Raw genomic sequence first — 18,385 nt, 5'->3', positions numbered from 1 at the left:
ACTTCACTTCCTCTCGGAGTTTTTGGGTTTGGTCACTTGAAAACTTCTCCAAATTGGGGTGAAGTCCCTTTTTTATCTCTGAAAATCCTTCTGTAACAAGGGCTCAGGTTTCTGCAAAATGCTCAATTGTAAAGCCGATTCATGTATACGCTTCCAAGCCGGTGTATTTATCGTCACCTTTTTTGCATCCGCATCGAGCATAGATAACTTTTCCGTCCATCCCATTTGTGTGACTAAACTTATGAAGCCATTATATTGGAACTGCTCCAGATACAATCCATATACCTGTTCCGCGTTTGACCCGACTGACCCAAAACGCTGTGCTAATTGAAACAGCTCCTCCCATGTCATTCCGTCATGAGGATATTTCACTCCATAAGTATCGAACAAATCCGTGTTATAGTAAACAGCCTCCACATAAAATCCGGGAGAAAGCCCATAAATTCTTCCGTCTCCGGTTTCTCTAATATAATCCAACACTCCTTGATGATACGTCTCCATAGCGTATTCATCACGCTCAATTAACGGATCGAGCTCCCTAAGCATTCCTTTACCCGCAAGCATCTCGAAATAATCGCCAGAGCTATAGATAACGTCAGGTTTTTCGGTTTCAATCAATTCAACCAGCGCCTCTTTTGGATCGGTGCCCTTATGGGAGTAAACAGGCTGAGTCGAAATGACTTCTATATTCACATTCGGATATTTCATATTGAATAAATTTCCGTACTCTCTAAAAAAACTCTGCTCGTCATAATACATCACTTTCAGCGTCATTATTTCCTCGCTGTCAAAGACCTGCGCATCGTTCCCTCCAAAGGTGCAGCCCGTCATCCCTATACTGAAAGATAGAAATACAGACATGGCCCATTTTAACTTCATATGGTTCTCCTTCCCTCTCCCTTTCGTATCGAATTGTTTTACATACACACAGATGATGTTATATATCAAAAGCAGCAATCAACTTACAGACGATGATGTTTATATAAAGATTGGAATACTATGTTACTTTCATAGAATAGAAGCTACATATCTAAATCATCCAAAAAAGACCTCTGCTCACTTTCGTCCTACAAGAGCAGAGGTCATTACGGTACCATATTAACTTTATGCTGAATTTTTATTCCGTCTCCGCTTCCGTGCTCTCTGAGCCGGCAGAGCTGCTATCAGCAGCACCATCAGAGGGATCATTGGCCGCTTCGCCCGCAACCCCTGAATTCTTGCTATCCTCGGCATCGAGTGCTCTTTGCAAAGCCTCTTGACTCCTTGTCTCCATGCTCAGCAAACCTTCATCAATCGTCTTATCGTCATTTACGATAGCCTGCGTTTCTTCTTCCATAATGGATTGGAATTCTGGATAAAACATTTCCGGGAGATTCTCATAACCCTCATACATACTGACATTGGACGGGTTCACTTGATAAAAAGCATTCATATTCTTTCCATTTTCTTCTTCCGTAAATCCGCTGCGAGTAAGCAAATTATATGATGATCTGGACAATACCTTCGCTATTTCTTCTCCATTAATAAATTTAATTAACTCCCATGCGGCATCTGGATTTTCCGCTTGAGAATTCACGGAAAAGATTTCCGAAATGCTGACCCCGCTGGACGATTGCAGGTCCTGAGAATTGACTGGAGCGGATACAATATCCCATTCGAATTCTTCTAATTCCTCTCCGCCGTACTGTACCATTTCCTCGAGTTGATTTACATAATAATAACCGTTAATCGTTAAAGCCGCCCTTCCGGATAAGAAAGCGTTGGACTGTATGTAGGAGGTGTAGTCCATTGCTCCTTCTCCCTGCTGCTCAGGAGCTTTATAAAGCGCACCTGAACGATAGACCTGAAGCGCTTTATCGAACATATCTTTCCACGAAGGGGTATTCAGCGTAACCTTCTGATTATCCACATCAAGGAACGATAGATTCTCAGTTGATCCAATCTGGATGATAAGGCTCATTAATCCGCCGTATTCTAATTGCTCGAGGTACAGACCATAAATACGGTCAGCATCAGATCCATCTGTCGGGAAGCGCTGCGCCAATTGAAACAGCTCGTCCCATGTCATTCCATCTTGAGGGTATTCTACACCGTATGTATCAAATAAATCCTTGTTGTAATAAACAGCATCAGAATAAAAGCTCGGCGAAAGTCCGAACAGTCTTCCGTCCCCCATATCCTTTATGTAAGACAGAACGCCTTGGTGATAGCTTTCCAGAGAGTATTCGTCCCGCTCTACTAACGGATCCAATTCTTGAAGCATTCCTTCTTGTATCAAATTCTTATATTGATCGCTATAGCTGAAGATAACGTCCGGCTTTTCCTGCTCGATCAGCTCCAAATAAGCTTCTTCCGGATCCTTGTCTTCCTGTGAATAGATCGACTGATTCGAAATAATTTCGATTTCAACATTCGGATATTTCATGCTGAATAAATTGCCATACTCTCTAAAGAAGCTTTGCTCATCGTAATACATCACCTTCAATGCCGTGGTCTCTTCTGTGTCAAATGCCTGTTCATTATTCCCTCCGAAACTGCAGCCAGCAACCAACAAGCATAATGTTAAACTTACCGATAGTAAACCTTTGAATTTCATTTGTTACTCCTTCCCCATTCCTACACATATTTTTTTCTTGCTTTTCCCGTCAATAAACATTAAAAGATATGGAAATCTAAAGCGGCCTCCTCCCCTTTTCTTTGTATTATGTTAGCCCGCTCTAATAGGTAGACGATTTCCCATGTAAAAAGTTGGTATCGGTGAAGCAAATTGTTCTGGATGCGGTTAATCACCTCATTCTGCGACTTCATTGCCAATGGACCCTTCTCCGCTCTGCTTGGCTGCTTCCAATGCTTGCTGCGCCTGATGCTCCATACTTGTCATGACCTCGTCTCTTGTCTTCTTATTGTCCATGACCGTTCTTCAGTTCCTCGTCGACAATGCCAATCAAGGGCGTGTATTACGAACGTATGCCCGTATAAATTTAACATTTAATATATGTAATCACCATAGTTTTCAAGTCTTATTATCCAATAAGGAAAACACCTGACGGCGTCCTTGGGTTCGTAAATATGAGCAAAATGTAGGTGTGGGAAACACTTTCTGTTCTACGTTATAGCTCTATGACTATCCACTCATGGACCCCATACTTAAAAAGCCAGCCTCTTTGGGAGGCTGGCTCCAACGTCTATAGATCATTCAGGCATCCATAGCGTTCCCTTTCATAGGGCGCCGGTCTCGAATCACAAGCTGGCTCACAAGTACGCCGCAAAGCAGTGCAATTCCAATGATATCAGTCATGACCTGAGAGTGGATGAGCAGCAATGCCGAGCACAGCGCGGCTAATCTTTCGTACCAAAAGTATCTTCGTTTGAAATAGTTCTGTATGAATGAGGAAAATGCGATAATGCCAACGAGGGCCGTAATGATCGCCCATAACGTGCGCCATGGCGAGGCATCCTCCACCATCAGAAGTAGATACGGGTTCGTAGCAAACGCAAACGGCAGCAGCAGTGCGCCTGAATCATACTTGAAGCCTTGAACGCCCGTCTGCACCGGTTCAGATTTCGCAATACCGGCTGCTGCGTACGCCGGGAGGTTGATCGGTGGCGTATCGTCAGCCAAAATGCCGTAATAGAAAACGAACAAGTGGGCGGCCATGAGCGAAAGGCCTACGCCCACTAAAGGCGGCGCCATCACCGCAGCCAAGACAATATAGGTCGCTGTCGTCGGCAGACCCATCCCTAGAATCATCGAAGCAATCATAGCGGCCACGAGAATCGGGTACAATGGATCAATGCCCATGAAGAAGTCTGAACCGGCCAGCTTCAGAATCAGCGCCGATAAATTGGATCCCAGTCCAGTCATCGTCACCACGCCGACCAGAATTCCTGCTGCCGCACAGGCGACAGCGACACTGATGCCGTTCTTCGCCCCGAGCTCCAGTGCCTGAAGAGTTTCACGCCAGCCGAACTGAAGCGGTTCTTTTTCCTTCGCTCGATTTCGCAGAGCAACACCGATGATGGCGATGGCAAAACAAATCAATCCCACAATCGTATACTCAAACGATATCCGATCGATTCCGAATAAACCGAACAAGCCAAATTGGTGCAGTAAATAAGCGACAGCGACAACGACTAGCGACAAGGCATAGCCGGTTTTTCCCCTTTTTATCATGCTCGAGGCAAAGAAGGCCATAAATAGGATCATAATGACGGCCATATATGCCGCCTTCGTCGGTGTATTCCCTTGAGACAAGTAATAGATCAGCCCGCCAATCGGAAATATGAGAAAGCCTTTATTGAGCAGCACTTCTCTAACCGGAATGAGCTCTCCCTTTGGAATACCTCTGATATTTCGCTTAAGCGCCTCTAAATGAACCATAACAAGGATCGCCGTATATGCAAGGAGTGACGGAATGAGTGCTGACCTCGCAATATCCCAATAAGGAATTCCCGTAGTTTCCGCCATAATGAACGCCGCTGCGCCCATAATCGGCGGCATCAGCTGTCCACTGGATGAGGCCGCGACTTCAATGCCGCCAGCGGTCTTGGATTTGAAGCCTACTTTCTTCATGAGTGGAATCGTAAAGGTGCCTGTCGTCACTACGTTCGCTACCGAGCTTCCCGAGATGGATCCCATGGCTCCGCTGGCAAGGACTGCCGCTTTGGCTGGACCCCCTCGAAATGGCCCCAACAAGGAAAGCGCCGTATTAATAAACATCCGTCCCGCTCCCGTCACATCGAAGAAAGCGCCAAACAATATAAAAATAAATACATACGTGGAAGAAACATAAATCGGAGTTCCAAAGATGCCTAAATTCGTATTGAGTTTTGTCACTAATGTCGTAAGATCATAGCCCGCGTGAATAATGGCCTCCGGAATGATACCATCCAGCCAAGGTGTAGTCCGATAGCCAATCAGCCCGTAGATGATAAAGATCAACGCCAATATCATCAGCGGCAAACCGAGTACTCTGCGAGTCGCTTCCAGGACAAGTCCAACGATAAGGAAGGCTACGAGGGTATCCATCTCATTCGGATTTCCGGATCTGAGCGCCATGTCCTTAAATTGGGTAAACATATATATGCCAACGAACAGAGCTGCCGCCGCAATGATCAAATCGTACCAAGGAATGCTGCGCTGTCCCGTTCCTTTTCGATAAGGATAAATCACAAAGACGAGTACTAGAGCGAATGTAATATGCACAACCCCCTGCTCCGGCAGCATACCGAATCCAGCCGTGTACAAATGAAAAATAGACATCGCCGCGGCCAAGATCAAAGCCAGCAACGCCCAAAAACCTTTCAAATTGCGGTCCGATCCTTCCAACTCGTCAATTTTGCGCTGAATCGTCGCTTCAGCAGGGGTCGTCGTGTCAGCCATTTCTTGTTCCCCCTTTCCATTTGTCACTCGTCACTTCAGCCATAGCTCGAGTCTCGATAATTCCTGAATAGTCAGCTGAAGCGTATGGTACGGATATTTTTCGGATAACGCGATCGTTTCATCATCAATCGTCATCGTATGATCACTAAAGCTTGCAGGACTCACATACAGCTCGGACATCTTTTTCCCAATATTCTCAATCACATAATAACCATCCTGGATCGAACCGCTGCCGGACCCTTCATCATAAGCAATGCCCGCTCCGAACGAGCAGTTCCAGCTTTCAGTTAATTCGATCCCTTCTTTGCGAACCTCGAACTTTTCAATAATCGGACACTTTTCTACTGAGTGTATGTAGCGGTGGGAGATGGATAGACTGTCGTCAATGACATGCGCATAGATCGTACTCCCCTCGGTGACGTCCTGAATGACGAAGGCGGATACCGGGCGTCCCAGCCACAGCAGCAGGAGCACCAGACAAACAACGATCAAGAAGCCGTATTTGGGGGCAAAAGGGACATTGCCCTGCAGCAATGCCCCCAGCCAATTCCGCTTCATCCTACTCTACAATCCCTTTCTCCTTGAAGTATTTCGCAACTCCCGGGTGCAGATCGATCGGCATCCCTTCTATGGCGGTTTCCAGTGTAATAAGCTCACCCTTCTGATGTGCGGCGGCCAAATCCGCTGTATTATCATAGAATGCTTGGGCAAGCCGATAGCCTTCCTCCTCGGAGAGGTCTTTGCTGATGACGAGAATGGCACTGACCGTAACGGTGTCCACGTCCTCGGCGAGATCATACGTATCCTTCGGAATTGTAAAATCGGTATAGAACGGATACGTTTCCTTCAGCTTTGCCCGAATATCATCTGGAATCGGAATCAGCTTCACTTCGTTGGAGGCGCCTAGATCCTGTACTGCACCGGTGGGCGTCCCCGCTGTAATGAATGCCGCGTCCAAATTGTTGTCCTTCAGCTGCTGAGAGGCGTCTCCAAAAGACAAGTAGGCTTCCTCAATATCGTCATACGTAATGCCTGCCGCCTCCAAGACTTGACGAGCATTCAGCTCTGCTCCGCTTGCCGCCTGACCGACGGCCACTCGTTTGCCCTTCAAATCGTCCAGCGTCTCAATGCCGCTGTCTTCCGTCGTAATGATTTGAATAACTTCCGGATAGAGCACCCCGAAGCCGGCCACCTTTTCCACCGGCGCACCGTCGAACATTTCCGTTCCATTCGCCGCGTAATACGTAATATCGTTCTGAACAAACGCAATCTGATATGTACCGTCCGCTATCCCATTAATGTTCGCCACAGAAGCATCGGTGCTGACCGCATTGGCGGTGATGTTGTCACCTTTGTTGCTGAAGATTTGGGCTGCCGCCACTCCTAGAGGATGGTAAGTTCCGCTCGTTCCACCTGTTCCAATCGTGATGCGGAGACGCTCGGATTCCGCCTGTTCACCGCCGCCCTCATTCTCCGTATTGCTGCCGCCCTCCGTATTCTGACCATTATTGCTGCCTGCTCCATTGTTCGAATCACCGCCTCCACCGTTATTTCCATCGTTGTTTCCACCGCAGGCGGCCAGTGTCAGGACGATGACCAACGATAAGGTTACCATGAGCCATTTTCGCATCGGTTCTCTCCCCCTTGAAAAAATTTAAAGCACTTTGCTTTGTTCTATATGTAGTCAAGTATGGGAGATAAAATGACATATTTTTGCCGTTGGACGACCTCTACGCTGCTGCAAAACAAAAAAGAGAGGCAGCCACTGCCTCTCCTAATCAGATATATGCTTTTCTCTTAATTCATAATTCGATAAGCCACAAGACTCACGTCCGCAATATCGATAACGCTATCTCGATTGATGTCTAAACGAGCAGTCTCCTCTGTCACCGGGGCTTGTAAATGCTTCGCTACCAGGACAAGATCAACCAGATTGACTACACCGTCTCCATTCACGTCCTCAGGATCTTGTATAACATCTATGGAGAACGGTATATCCGACTCCAGGATTTGCAGCTGTTTGGTCTCATCTGCATTCGATGAGGCCAACGCAGATCCTGTTTTCAGTGTGAAATCGGTGGAACCGCTGGATTGCAGCATCTGGAATACCAGCTTGACAGCTTCCACATATTCGGCGCTAACGCCGCCTTCCTGCCCCAGCATCGTTGCTACGATCGCAAGCTCCGAAGCAGAATCGTTCACCTGCAGAAAGCCATCTTCAAACCCTGATCCAAGGCTATGGCTGATGTATTGCACGAATTGTTCATCATAGTCCAGCTTGGCATCCAGTGCAAAAAGGTCGTTTGCACCACTCACTCCGATCGTTACGGTAAACTGGTCATTTTCCTTCACAGCTGAAGGCCCCTCCAAGTGAAAAGTGCCGGCACCCGCAGCTTCCGGCTGACCAAAGTAGACCTGATCGAACAATGCGCTCGTCACCCAAAGAGTAGAACAATATAATCCAACCCTTGCGGTAGCTGCTCCCTCTGGAATCGTCAGCGGCATTACTACCTCCTGCCATGTGCCGTGGCCGGATGTTACCTGCTGTGATGCAGTCTGTGCAGATAAATAGTTTCCGGATTCATCGTAGAATTGGACCAAAAATTGCAATCGTCCCGTCTCCAAATAGACTTGCGCTGCCGCCGTGTACTGCTCACCGGGGTTAACCGCAATTGGAATGGACTGCACCAGGTTGGACTTCGTCGTTTCCACGTCAACAAGCCTTAGACTATGGCTTCCTTCATAAGCTCTGTCACTCGTTACTTCAAAATAGTTCGGTGCCGGATCGATCGAGGTGTAACCCCAAGACCAGCCGGGAATTTGACTCTCCGTCACAGGCTCTTCGAAGCCTGGATTGTCCAGCAAATTATTCGGCCGCCCTTGATTCGGCTCCTCCGGATCCGGCTCGTTCGGACGCACGTAGTCCGGTGCCACCTTCATCAGCTTCGTTCCTTTTGCGTAATAGATCATCCCGTCATTCCCGATATCCATCATGGAGCCTTCATCCAGCATCCGATATTCAAGTGTCTCCGGATCCACCACGCTAATGTAATTACCGATCGTCGTATACAGCATGCCATCGTCACTGACCCGAATGTAAGCCGGCCGCCAGCGGTGGTTCCCCGTTCCCGGGTACAGCTCCTTGGATTTGACGACCTCGAGCGTTTCCGTATCGATGGCGAAGATCGTTCCTTCGAATCCGCCCCACAGCAAACCATCTGGCCCAATGGTTAATCCGCTTATATTTCTCGGCTGAATCGTGCGTCCTGCAATGTCCATCGTGAACTCGGTTACTTTTTGTTTCGTTGCCAAATCAAATACGAACAGCTTCGCTTCATCCGTCACCGGATCAATGCCAAGACCGCCGTGCACGGTCGTGGAACCATACAGCTTGCCATCCTTCAATGCAATACCGACGACACTCTGATTTTCTACGATGTTGTCATATACTTCCGTCTCTCCTGTTTCCAAATCGTAAATCGTCAAGGCTCCATTGAGCTTGCCGTAATCGGCAATCGTTCCAATATACAGCTTCTCACCATCCGAACGCATCACAAAGGGCCGATCCTGTCCCTCAATCGTAAATAATTCCTCCGCACTTAATGGAGATGTCGATAAATCCAGCTCCCGGATACTTGCCCCGGGATAAACGCCAAAGTACATGCGGCCGTTCACCGCAACCATTCCTTCCGCTTGTCCCATCGAGAAGCGGACCAACTCATCCTTAGAAGGATCATACATGCCTGCGATCCCGCCAGGATAGCCGCTGGCGAATATTTCCCCATTCGGACCCGCATCAATCGTTTGAATCGGAACAGGGTTGCCTGCAACCGGCATTTGAACCGACTTTGTCACCTGTGTCTCCAAGTTCATAAAAACAAGTCCTCCGCCGAATGTCACCGTTACGAATGATTTGCCCGGCAGCTCGGGATCGTTCGGCAGCTCGACCATCATCGAACCGCGCAGATACGTCGAATAGGCTACCCCTGTATCTCGCGTCTCCAAGGTTTCACCATCGATTTCAATCAACTTGCCGTCCTGCAAAATGTACAGCTTGTTGTTTTCCTCATCCATAAAGGGGATTAGCCCCCGATGGTTTTCAAAATAAATATCCTCCCATTGCTCTGCAGCGGGATCATACACATGTACGGGACTTTTGCCCGAAGCCTCATGACTGCCCCAAACGTACAGCTTCGAACCGAACGGCGTTACCGTCGTGATCGATCCATATTCCGCGCTCCCATCGATTTCAGGCAGCTCGATGAGCTTTTTTTCACCTGTTACTACATCAATTCGCACCAAATGACCGACGATGCCGACACCCGCATAATAATATCCATCATAATAGGCTCCTCCCCGTACATAGGATTGGCCTTCAACTACCGTACCATAGTCGCGGAACTCGCCTGTTGCCGGCTGATATTGAAACACCTTGCCGTCCGGAAACGTTCCGACATAAATATTTCCTTGCTCATCCTCAGACAAGCCGTAGTGGGCAGTTTGTCCGGTGCTCCCTATGTTGGTTACTTGCTGGGTCTGCGGAGAGTAACGAAAAATGCTTCTTTCCGTTGCGATATAAACTTCTCCGGATGCGGCTGTTAAATGCGACCATGAGCTGCTTGCCCCTTCTAACGGAAAACTTCTCAGCAGCTTATTCGACTGAATGTCGACGACATTGAAGATGGCCGGACTGCCGCTCACCGTCGTATAGACGACCGGCTTCCCCTCCTCTATCCCGTAACTGCTGTCATACAATGCGATGGATACGATGGGATCTCCGATCTCTTGCGGCCCTGATCCTTCCGCATAAGCGGCAGGTTTCAAAACTGCTGCAGTTACTGCCCAAACCAATAATAAACTTACAGATAAACGAAAAATGATGCTTGTACTCACCGTCCTGCTCATCGTGCATTGCTCCCTCCATGAATGGTATGGCAGCGTTCAATCCAGCTCTTCCAGTTCTCTGCCCCTCCTTTTCTCCTGGATCGCTGCAAGCGTTTAAACTGGTGCATATGTAGTTCATAAGTTGATTAGTTTCATTATATTTCCTATCGCTCCCCTGCCATAGAGGGTTATTTTAGATGTTTTTGTCTCATTATGCTGAAATGTCTGAAACATGGAAAAAGCTGTCCCCCAAGCAGATCACTCTGCTAAAGAAACAGCTGTATTCAAACGATATCCTTTTGTTTACGAGTTCGGAGCTGCGGCTGCCAACTCGGACACCCGATCGGCAGAGAGCGCTTCGGTGAAGATTAGAAGTTCATCCATTTTACCGACGAAAGCCGGATCCCACCAATTGACACCTAAGCTGAACGTACCGCTTGCCGTCGTAAAGACGTTCGGGAAGCCGGAACCGTTATATTTTGCTTCCCCATCCACATAAACCGTGACGCTGCCTTGGTCAACAGCGAAGGCTAAATGCGTCCATTCGCCTTCTTCCATCTTCATTCCAGTCCCCGCATCGTACCATGCCGTTCCCGACCAGAGCATCGTGTCATGGTTCACCCACTCATGCCCTCTTGGAAGGAGACTGACCCAGTTATCCGGGTCCCTCGCCCCAAAGAACGTCGTCGATAATGGGGTCAGCTGCTGCGGATGGACCCACAGCGACACGGTATACTGATTGCCGGCAATAAGACCGTCTGGAAGGCGGATGCCGGATGCACCATCAAAGACGGCGGCCTGACCCGTTACACCGCTGCCAAAGGTGATGCTGTCAGCTTCACTTCCACATCGCCGGATCCGAAGGCAGGACGGTTTACCTTGCCATAGGCATCAATGATATCCGGATGCGATGAACTCCAAGCAATAACCGTCTCCTGCGTAACTTTTCAAGAACAACGAAGTGATGAACATCATGATCCATGCCGTACACCTAGTCGGAATTCCCTCCTTTCTTTTTCTTGCAAGCGGCAACCAACTCTTCACTAAGATAGCGCTTACAAAAAACATTCTATTAATTTAAGTATTAATCAATTGTAGTTACATTAATATTAACAATGGATAGATCAATTGACAATATATTTCCTTCTTTCTTCGCCAAGACTGCCTTCATCTCCCTCTCATTACAAAAAAAACACTCCCACACTGCAAAACAATCCGCAGCAGGAAGTGCTGTAATTTATAACATTTAGGACTTAATTAATTGGTCATCATTTTTGTTGAATACCACTTAATGTTACTCACCCAGCATCCGCAAAAATTGTTCCTCATCCTCAATAACCGGAATACCGAGTTCCTTCGCTTTATCCAGCTTGCTGCCCGCTTTCTCCCCAGCAATGACGTAATCCGTCTTCTTGGATACACTGCCGGTTACCTTGGCACCCACCGCTTCAAGACGCTCCTTCGCTTCATCTCGAGTCAGCTTCTCCATCGTGCCTGTCAGCACTACTGTCTTCCCACTGAATACCGATTGTACTTGAGACAAGTCCTTCTTCTCCACAGGCTTCGCTTCCACACCTGCAGCCTTCATTCGGGTAATACTCTCCAAAATGACAGGATCGCGGAAGAACTGTACAATGCTATCCGCCACGATATCCCCAATATCATGAATGGCCACTAATTCTTCCTGTGACGCCTCCATGACGGCTTCGAGCGAACCGAAATGATCCGCCAGCACTTTCGTTGTGGTCTTGCCCGTATTTGGGATGCCCAGCGCAAACAGGAACGACGCCAAGTCCTTCTGCTTGCTCTTCTCGAGTGCATCGAGCAGATTTTGCGCCTTCTTCTCGCCAAAACGCTCGAGACCGACCAGCTGCGCAAGCGTGAGATCATACAAATCGGCAGGATCACGGACTCCCAGCTCCTTATGCAGCTGCTGAGCGGTTTTGACACTGAACGTCTCGATATCCATCGCGTCCCTCGAAGCAAAGTGAGACAAGCGGCCGATCAGCTGCGGCTTGCAATCGAGCTTGTTCTCACAGAATAAGTGAGCGCCTTTCTCCACCAGCTGTGATCCGCAGGAAGGGCACTGCTCGGGAATCACGATCGCCTCGCCGTCCTCTTCTTCGGTCACTTTGCCAAGGATTTCCGGGATGACATCGTTAGAACGGCGAATGTATACGAGACTGCCTAACGCACGGCTCAAATTTTTCCGTTCAATGTCACCGGCATTGTTGAGTGTACATTTTTGAACCGTTACGCCTCCGATATCAACCGCCTCTACGGTGGCGACCGGCGTAATTTTACCTGTCCGGCCGACTTCCCATGTAACGTCCTTTAAGATCGTCGTCGCTTCCTCGGCTTCGAATTTGTACGCAATCGCCCAGCGCGGAAACTTCTCTGTATAGCCGAGTACTTCACGCGTACGCATATCGGTCAGCTTTATAACCGCTCCGTCTATTAAATAGTCAAGCTCATGGCGCATCGCCTCAATCTTGGCCACTTCCGCTTTTACCTCATCGATGGTATCCATAAATCGGATATGCGGATTGACTTTAAACCGATTATCCTTCAAAAACTGCACCATCTCTTGATGGTTCGAAAAGCGAATCTGATTGGAGTAACCGACATTGTAGAAGAAAGCGTCCAGCTTACGCGATGCGGTCACCTGCGGATTCAAGTTGCGCAGCGCGCCTGCTGCCGCATTCCGTGCATTCTTCAGCGGCTCTACCGCCGTCCGATTGTATTCCTCCAATACGGAAAGGAACATCATCCCTTCCCCCTGCACTTCTACTGTGCCATCCTTGTAAGGAATCGTCAGAGGAACCGTTCGAATCGTACGTACTTGGGCCAAGATGCCCTCCCCGACGACACCGTTGCCTCGCGTAGCGGCTTGAACCAATTCCCCGTTCCGATAAGTCAAGTTGAGCGTCAATCCGTCAAATTTAAGTTCGACCGCAAAGCTCGGGTCCGGCAGCGGCTCGTCCGGATGCTTGCTGTTATAATCTTGAATGAGCCGCTGCACACGGGCATACCACGCGTCCAACGCTTCATGATTTTGAGCCTTGTCCAAGCTCCAGAGCCTCGCCAAATGCGTATGCTCGTCGAAGCCCTTCAGCAGTTCACCGCCGATGCGGCGAGTTGGAGAATCGGGAAGCACAATGCCCGTCTCCTTCTCCATCTGAACGAGCTGATCGTACAGCTTGTCATACGCTTGATCCGTAAGCGTAGGCTGATCCAGCGTATAGTAGTAATAATTGTGCAGGTGGATCTCCTCCACCAGCTTCTTCATCGCTTCTAATGCATCCGTCAAAAGGAACCCGTCCCTTCATCCCAACTTATAATGAATTAAACCTGCTCAACCCTGGTTTCCCAGCCTTGCTCCAGGCAGATCAAAGCATCTTGCGATGGCCCTTATGAAAGCTTCGTAATCGGCGCAAACTTGGCCAGCAGCCGTTTGACTCCTACCGGAGCAGGGAACGCGATCTGCAGCTCCATATCTTCCCCGCTGCCTTTCACGGCCACCACGACACCGGTCCCCCATTTATTATGACCGACCTTGTCGCCAGTCTGATATCCGTCCGTGCTGCCTCCGCCGGCGCCGCTGCTCGGAATCGCCGGCGTTACCGTCACCGATGGTTTGCTGCTAGCAGCAGATGCGCCGCCAAAACCTGACGCCCTCCGCCCGAAGCCGGCAGTCGCGCCGCCGGCTGCGCCGCTGCCTCTGTAGCCAAATCCCCGGCCGCTGTAGCTGTCGTCACCTGCGTAAGCGGCATCCACTTCCTTCAACGAGTCCGGAATCTCGTTTAAAAACCGGGATGGCGCGTTCGAAGCCGTTCGGCCAAACAGCGTTCTCATCCTTGCGAACGACAGCATCAGCTGCTCCTCCGCACGGGTGATACCCACGTAGGCCAAGCGCCGTTCTTCCTCCAGCTCCTCGTCATCGCTGAGTGCGCGCATATGAGGGAAGATGCTTTCCTCCCAGCCGGGAATGAAGACGACAGGGAATTCCAAGCCCTTCGCACTGTGCAGTGTCATCAGCGTTACACCGTCCTGCGGCTGACCGTCGTCTGCGTTATTCATTGTGTCAATGTCTGCGATCAAGGCGAGATCGGTTAAGAAGGCAACCAGCGACTTATCCTCATTGCGCTGTTCGAAATCCATCGTCACAGACAGGAATTCATCAATGTTCTCGAGCCTTGCCTTCGCTTCAAGCGTATTCTCATTCATATACGACGCCCGGTACTCGGTCAGCTCCAGCATCTTTTCCGTCAGCTCCGTCACGGATAAATATTCAACCATCCTGCTGAGATCATCAATCATTTTCTTGAATTCCTCCAGCTTGGTCACCGTCCGGCCGCTGATATCGGTAAAGGTCAGCTGTCCGAGAATAGAGAAGATGGAGGTTCCCTGCGCTGCGGCTAGTGCCGCCAGCTTATCCATCGTCGCCGCACCGATGCCGCGCTTCGGCACGTTAATGATGCGCTGCAGACTGATATCGTCATTCGGGTTGGAGATCAATCTCAAATAGGCGAGAATGTCCTTGATCTCCATCCGATCGTAGAACCTCGTACCGCCCACAATTTGATAAGGAATTTCCGACTTAATCAGCACTTCCTCGATGACACGCGACTGGGCGTTCGTGCGGTACAATATCGCATGATCGCGGTATTTCCGTCCGTTTTTGATATTCTTCTGAATCTCTCCTACGATGAAATAGCCCTCGTCATGCTCCGAGCCAGCGGCGTAGATCTTGATCTTTCCGCCCTCGCCTTTGTCGGTCCAAAGGTTTTTCGCTTTTCTTCCCGCATTGTTGGCAATGACGGCGTTCGCCGCGTCGAGAATCGTAGAGGTGGAGCGGTAATTTTGCTCTAACAAAATCACCTTCGCGTTAGGATAATCCTGCTCGAAGTTCAGGATATTGCCGATATCTGCGCCGCGCCATTTATAGATCGACTGGTCGCTGTCGCCTACGACACAGATGTTTTGACGGAGATCGGCAATCATCTGCGTCAGCAAATACTGAGCGCGGTTCGTATCTTGATACTCATCGACATGAATATATAAAAATTTATTTTGATAAAATTTCAATACCTCCGGCTCGGCTTGAAACAGCTCGATCGTCTTCATAATCAAGTCGTCGAAGTCGAGGGAGTTGTTGCTTTTTAATTTTTTCTGATACAAGCTGTATACTTGAGCCACGATCGTCTGAAAGTAATCACCGACGCGCTGCTCGTACCGTTCCGGTGTAATCAGCTCGTTCTTGGCGCTGCTGATCGCAGCGAGCACACCACGGGGCTCAAACTTCTTCGTATCGATATTCAGTTCTTTCAGGCAGCTCTTAATCACCGTCAGCTGGTCACCTGAATCCAGTATTGTAAAATTGGACGTATAACCGATCCGCTCGATATCTCTTCTCAAAATACGCACACACATCGAATGGAACGTCGACACCCAAATATCCCCGCCGGAAGGGCCGACCAGCCTAGAGACACGTTCCTGCATTTCGCGAGCCGCTTTATTCGTAAATGTAATCGCCAAAATACTCCAAGGTGCCGCTTTGCGCGAGGCGATCAAATAAGCAATACGGTGTGTCAGCACCCGCGTCTTACCGCTCCCCGCTCCGGCCATGACCAGCAGAGGGCCGTCTGTCGCCTCTACCGCCTGCCTTTGCTGCGGATTTAACGATTGGATCGATTTCATAATATCGGTACTAGCATTAAACATCATATTCGAACCTTTCTTTATGAATTATCGGTCGGGATGACGTTATGAACGTGCAATGAATATGAATTTCTGTTCATCCCTTTTCCGTCCATTCTAACTTGATTAGACTCTCTGCACTGCTCTTACCGTCTCCAAGGCAGATGGCAAATTCGTGTAAATGACATTGCCGACAACAATCGTGTCCGCATATTCCAGTGCCTGCTGTGCCTGCTCCAGATTGCTAATTCCCCCGCCGTAAAACAATCGCGCGGATTCCAGCGACCAAGCCGCAGAGCGAACTTTGTCCATGTCTCCAAACATTCCGCTGTATTCCAAATAAATGACTGGCAAATGGAACATTTGTTCCCCTAATTTAGCATACGCGGCTACATCCTTCTCGTCAAGCGCTGTATGGGAGTCCGTGATCCGGGCAGCCGTGCAATCCGGATTGAGGATGCAGTACCCTTCTGTCACGATTTGGTCCCAAGGGATTCGATGTCCATACTGCTTGACCGCCTGCTGATGCAGACCGGTTATCCATTTGCTGTCCGTGCTGTTCATGACGACTGGAATAAAATATAAGTCAAAACCCGGCACAATCGACTCCATGTCCGAAATCTCTTGGACACATGGGACCGTATAACGCCGTACCCTCGATAGTAAGTCGACCGTATTCTCAAACGTAATCCCTGTCGAACCGCCAATCATCACCGCATCCGTACCTGACATACAGATCGCTTCTAATGCTTCGTCGCTGATCGGCTTTTCCGGATCCAGCTTGAATAAATGCTTCCACTGGTTCATTTCGTTTCGGATCATCCCGCGTCCTCCATCTGACTTGCTAAAAGCTGTGTAAAATTCTGAACATAACAAACAAGGAGCATCCTTAAGCTCCTGTATTCTAAATTCAGTCTATGATAGTCATCCCCCCCTGTCAATGCGCCGTCCGCTCCCTTCTTTAGCCAGTATCCTCCCTGTTTGGATTAAGAGAATTCGGCTATTCCGAGCAACTAAAAAAACTCCTACCCGTGATTCTCAGTGAAGTTCGATCGCGTCTTCAGCACTGGTATTTATTGAGACATGTTGTTTTCATCACTCGAGTACGTGTACTTACACATGCTTTCACATGAAAAAAGACCATCCGGTTCATCTACCGAATGGTCAGAATGTGCATCGGTCAAAGCCTAATCAGCTGCCGATTATGAAAAATATTTATCCATCGGATCATCGGTTTCGCTCGTGGCACCCGCATTCATCTGTGCATTGGTCCCTACGTGATAATCCGCATCGCTTGCCCCTGCCGATTGGCTTAAAGCAGTCCCATTTTGTGAAGCTGTATCCGCAGCGGAATCCGCAGGACCGGAACGATAAGTATTATTCAATGCCTGCTGGCTCCCAGCAAGTTGCTGCTCCTGATTTTGGTTTCTCGCTGTTGTCTCATTTGCCGATGAATTTACAGCATAACCGGAAGTACGGGCTTGCGTTTGATCCTGACTGGCATTCGGGTTTAAGTTCAAATTCGGATCCGTCCCTGCCTGCTTTCCAGCCTGACGATTGTTTTGCATCGTATATTCCCCCTGTTCTGTTTTTGTCCCAGCGCTAGCAGATCTGCTTTGAACAGAAGCTCCTGCCCGGCTCTGCTCAGAGACTCCTTGGGCGCTTGTATAAAGATTCGCAGTCTGTGAAGTCTGTGCTCCGCCGCTTCTCTCCTCTTGAGTGATTGGAGAATAAGAAGCATCCGGCCTGTTCTCCTGGGGCATAGAATAGCCGCTGTATGACATGGACGGCGTTCCATACAGATTCGACGAATTGTATTCCTGCGGCACGCTCTGCATCTGGCCGAAGCCCGTGAAGGAAGTCTGTGCAATCTGCATATTTCCGATCATCGGCTGCTGCTGCCCAATATACCCCTGCTCCTGAGCGTACGCCGGTCCGGCATGCAGGCGGTCATGCATGTAGCTTTGCAATTTAAATCCGGCATCGCTTTGCTGCTGCACCTCATTCAACACCTGCTGTCTGGAGACGCTCGCGGGAGTATCGGAAAATTGAAACTGGCTCATCATTTGGTGCAGATAGGCCTGTTTGCTCAACGTATTTTGCAGCTTCATCTCAAACATCCGGCGAATATCCTCACGACTGGACTCTAAGCATGCCGTCGTATATTCACTGGCCATTCTTTTTAATTCTGACATGATCACAAAGGCGAAATCCCGATCTGAAAAATGAAACATAGGTACTGTGAATTGTCCGGGTACATTCAACGAATCGAAGTTCATGTACATCATATGACCCCCTCGTATCATATGTTTTGTAGCCAACTTCTAAATGATTTCCAGTCCCTTAGGGGACTGGAGCGAGCCTTTAAAATTTCCAGCTTGTTGTTCTTTGAAAAATGAATATTGGGACTGGACTTTT

The 18,385-nt window shown here is 48.9% G+C and carries 12 protein-coding genes; all 12 read right to left on the bottom strand.

Translation table 11 applies throughout. The annotated features are described in order from the left end of the window. Nucleotides 1-72 precede the first annotated feature (72 nt). On the bottom strand, nucleotides 73-879 hold the full coding sequence (locus ACFPXP_RS10485) for an ABC transporter substrate-binding protein (protein ID WP_379894156.1): 807 nt from the start codon (nucleotides 877-879) through the stop codon (nucleotides 73-75). A gap of 238 nt (nucleotides 880-1,117) precedes the next feature. After that, the gene (locus tag ACFPXP_RS10480; RefSeq protein WP_379894155.1) at nucleotides 1,118-2,596 is read right to left on the bottom strand and encodes an ABC transporter substrate-binding protein; all 1,479 of its coding nucleotides are present in this window, start codon (nucleotides 2,594-2,596) and stop codon (nucleotides 1,118-1,120) included. 600 nt (nucleotides 2,597-3,196) lie between these two features. Further along, a complete protein-coding gene (locus ACFPXP_RS10475) occupies nucleotides 3,197-5,383 on the bottom strand; it encodes a TRAP transporter permease (protein WP_379894154.1) in 2,187 nt (728 codons plus the stop codon). A 30-nt stretch (nucleotides 5,384-5,413) separates the two neighbouring features. Continuing rightward, on the bottom strand, nucleotides 5,414-5,941 hold the full coding sequence (locus ACFPXP_RS10470; protein WP_379894153.1) for a DUF1850 domain-containing protein: 528 nt from the start codon (nucleotides 5,939-5,941) through the stop codon (nucleotides 5,414-5,416). 1 nt (nucleotide 5,942) lies between these two features. Beyond that, nucleotides 5,943-7,013: a TAXI family TRAP transporter solute-binding subunit gene (locus ACFPXP_RS10465; protein ID WP_379894152.1), complete on the bottom strand. Its 1,071-nt coding sequence runs from the start codon at nucleotides 7,011-7,013 to the stop codon at nucleotides 5,943-5,945. Between the two features lie 167 nt (nucleotides 7,014-7,180). Further along, the gene (locus tag ACFPXP_RS10460; RefSeq protein ID WP_379894151.1) at nucleotides 7,181-10,288 is read right to left on the bottom strand and encodes a carbohydrate binding domain-containing protein; all 3,108 of its coding nucleotides are present in this window, start codon (nucleotides 10,286-10,288) and stop codon (nucleotides 7,181-7,183) included. 282 nt (nucleotides 10,289-10,570) lie between these two features. Further along, entirely contained in the window at nucleotides 10,571-10,996 is a 426-nt protein-coding gene (locus ACFPXP_RS10455) for a LamG domain-containing protein (RefSeq protein WP_379894150.1), read from the bottom strand. Nucleotides 10,997-11,073: 77 nt separating this feature from the next. After that, nucleotides 11,074-11,163 carry a hypothetical protein gene (locus ACFPXP_RS10450; RefSeq protein ID WP_379894158.1) on the bottom strand — a complete coding sequence of 30 codons (90 nt, stop codon included), beginning with the start codon at nucleotides 11,161-11,163 and terminating at the stop codon, nucleotides 11,074-11,076. Nucleotides 11,164-11,561: 398 nt separating this feature from the next. After that, on the bottom strand, nucleotides 11,562-13,577 hold the full coding sequence (gene ligA, locus ACFPXP_RS10445; RefSeq protein ID WP_379894149.1) for an NAD-dependent DNA ligase LigA: 2,016 nt from the start codon (nucleotides 13,575-13,577) through the stop codon (nucleotides 11,562-11,564). Nucleotides 13,578-13,678: 101 nt separating this feature from the next. Further along, nucleotides 13,679-15,991 (bottom strand): DNA helicase PcrA, encoded by a 2,313-nt coding sequence (pcrA, locus tag ACFPXP_RS10440; RefSeq protein ID WP_379894157.1) that lies wholly within the window; start codon nucleotides 15,989-15,991, stop codon nucleotides 13,679-13,681. Nucleotides 15,992-16,093: 102 nt separating this feature from the next. Next, on the bottom strand, nucleotides 16,094-16,789 hold the full coding sequence (locus tag ACFPXP_RS10435; protein ID WP_379894148.1) for a heptaprenylglyceryl phosphate synthase: 696 nt from the start codon (nucleotides 16,787-16,789) through the stop codon (nucleotides 16,094-16,096). 380 nt (nucleotides 16,790-17,169) lie between these two features. Further along, nucleotides 17,170-18,255, bottom strand: a complete 1,086-nt coding sequence (locus ACFPXP_RS10430; RefSeq protein ID WP_379894147.1) for a spore coat protein — start codon at nucleotides 18,253-18,255, stop codon at nucleotides 17,170-17,172. Between the last annotated feature and the right edge of the window lie 130 nt (nucleotides 18,256-18,385).

Origin of the sequence: Marinicrinis lubricantis (assembly GCF_042658665.1) — a bacterium.
Classification (GTDB): Bacteria; Bacillota; Bacilli; order Paenibacillales; family KCTC-33676; genus Marinicrinis; species Marinicrinis lubricantis.
This window is presented reverse-complemented; position numbering and strand designations above follow the sequence as displayed.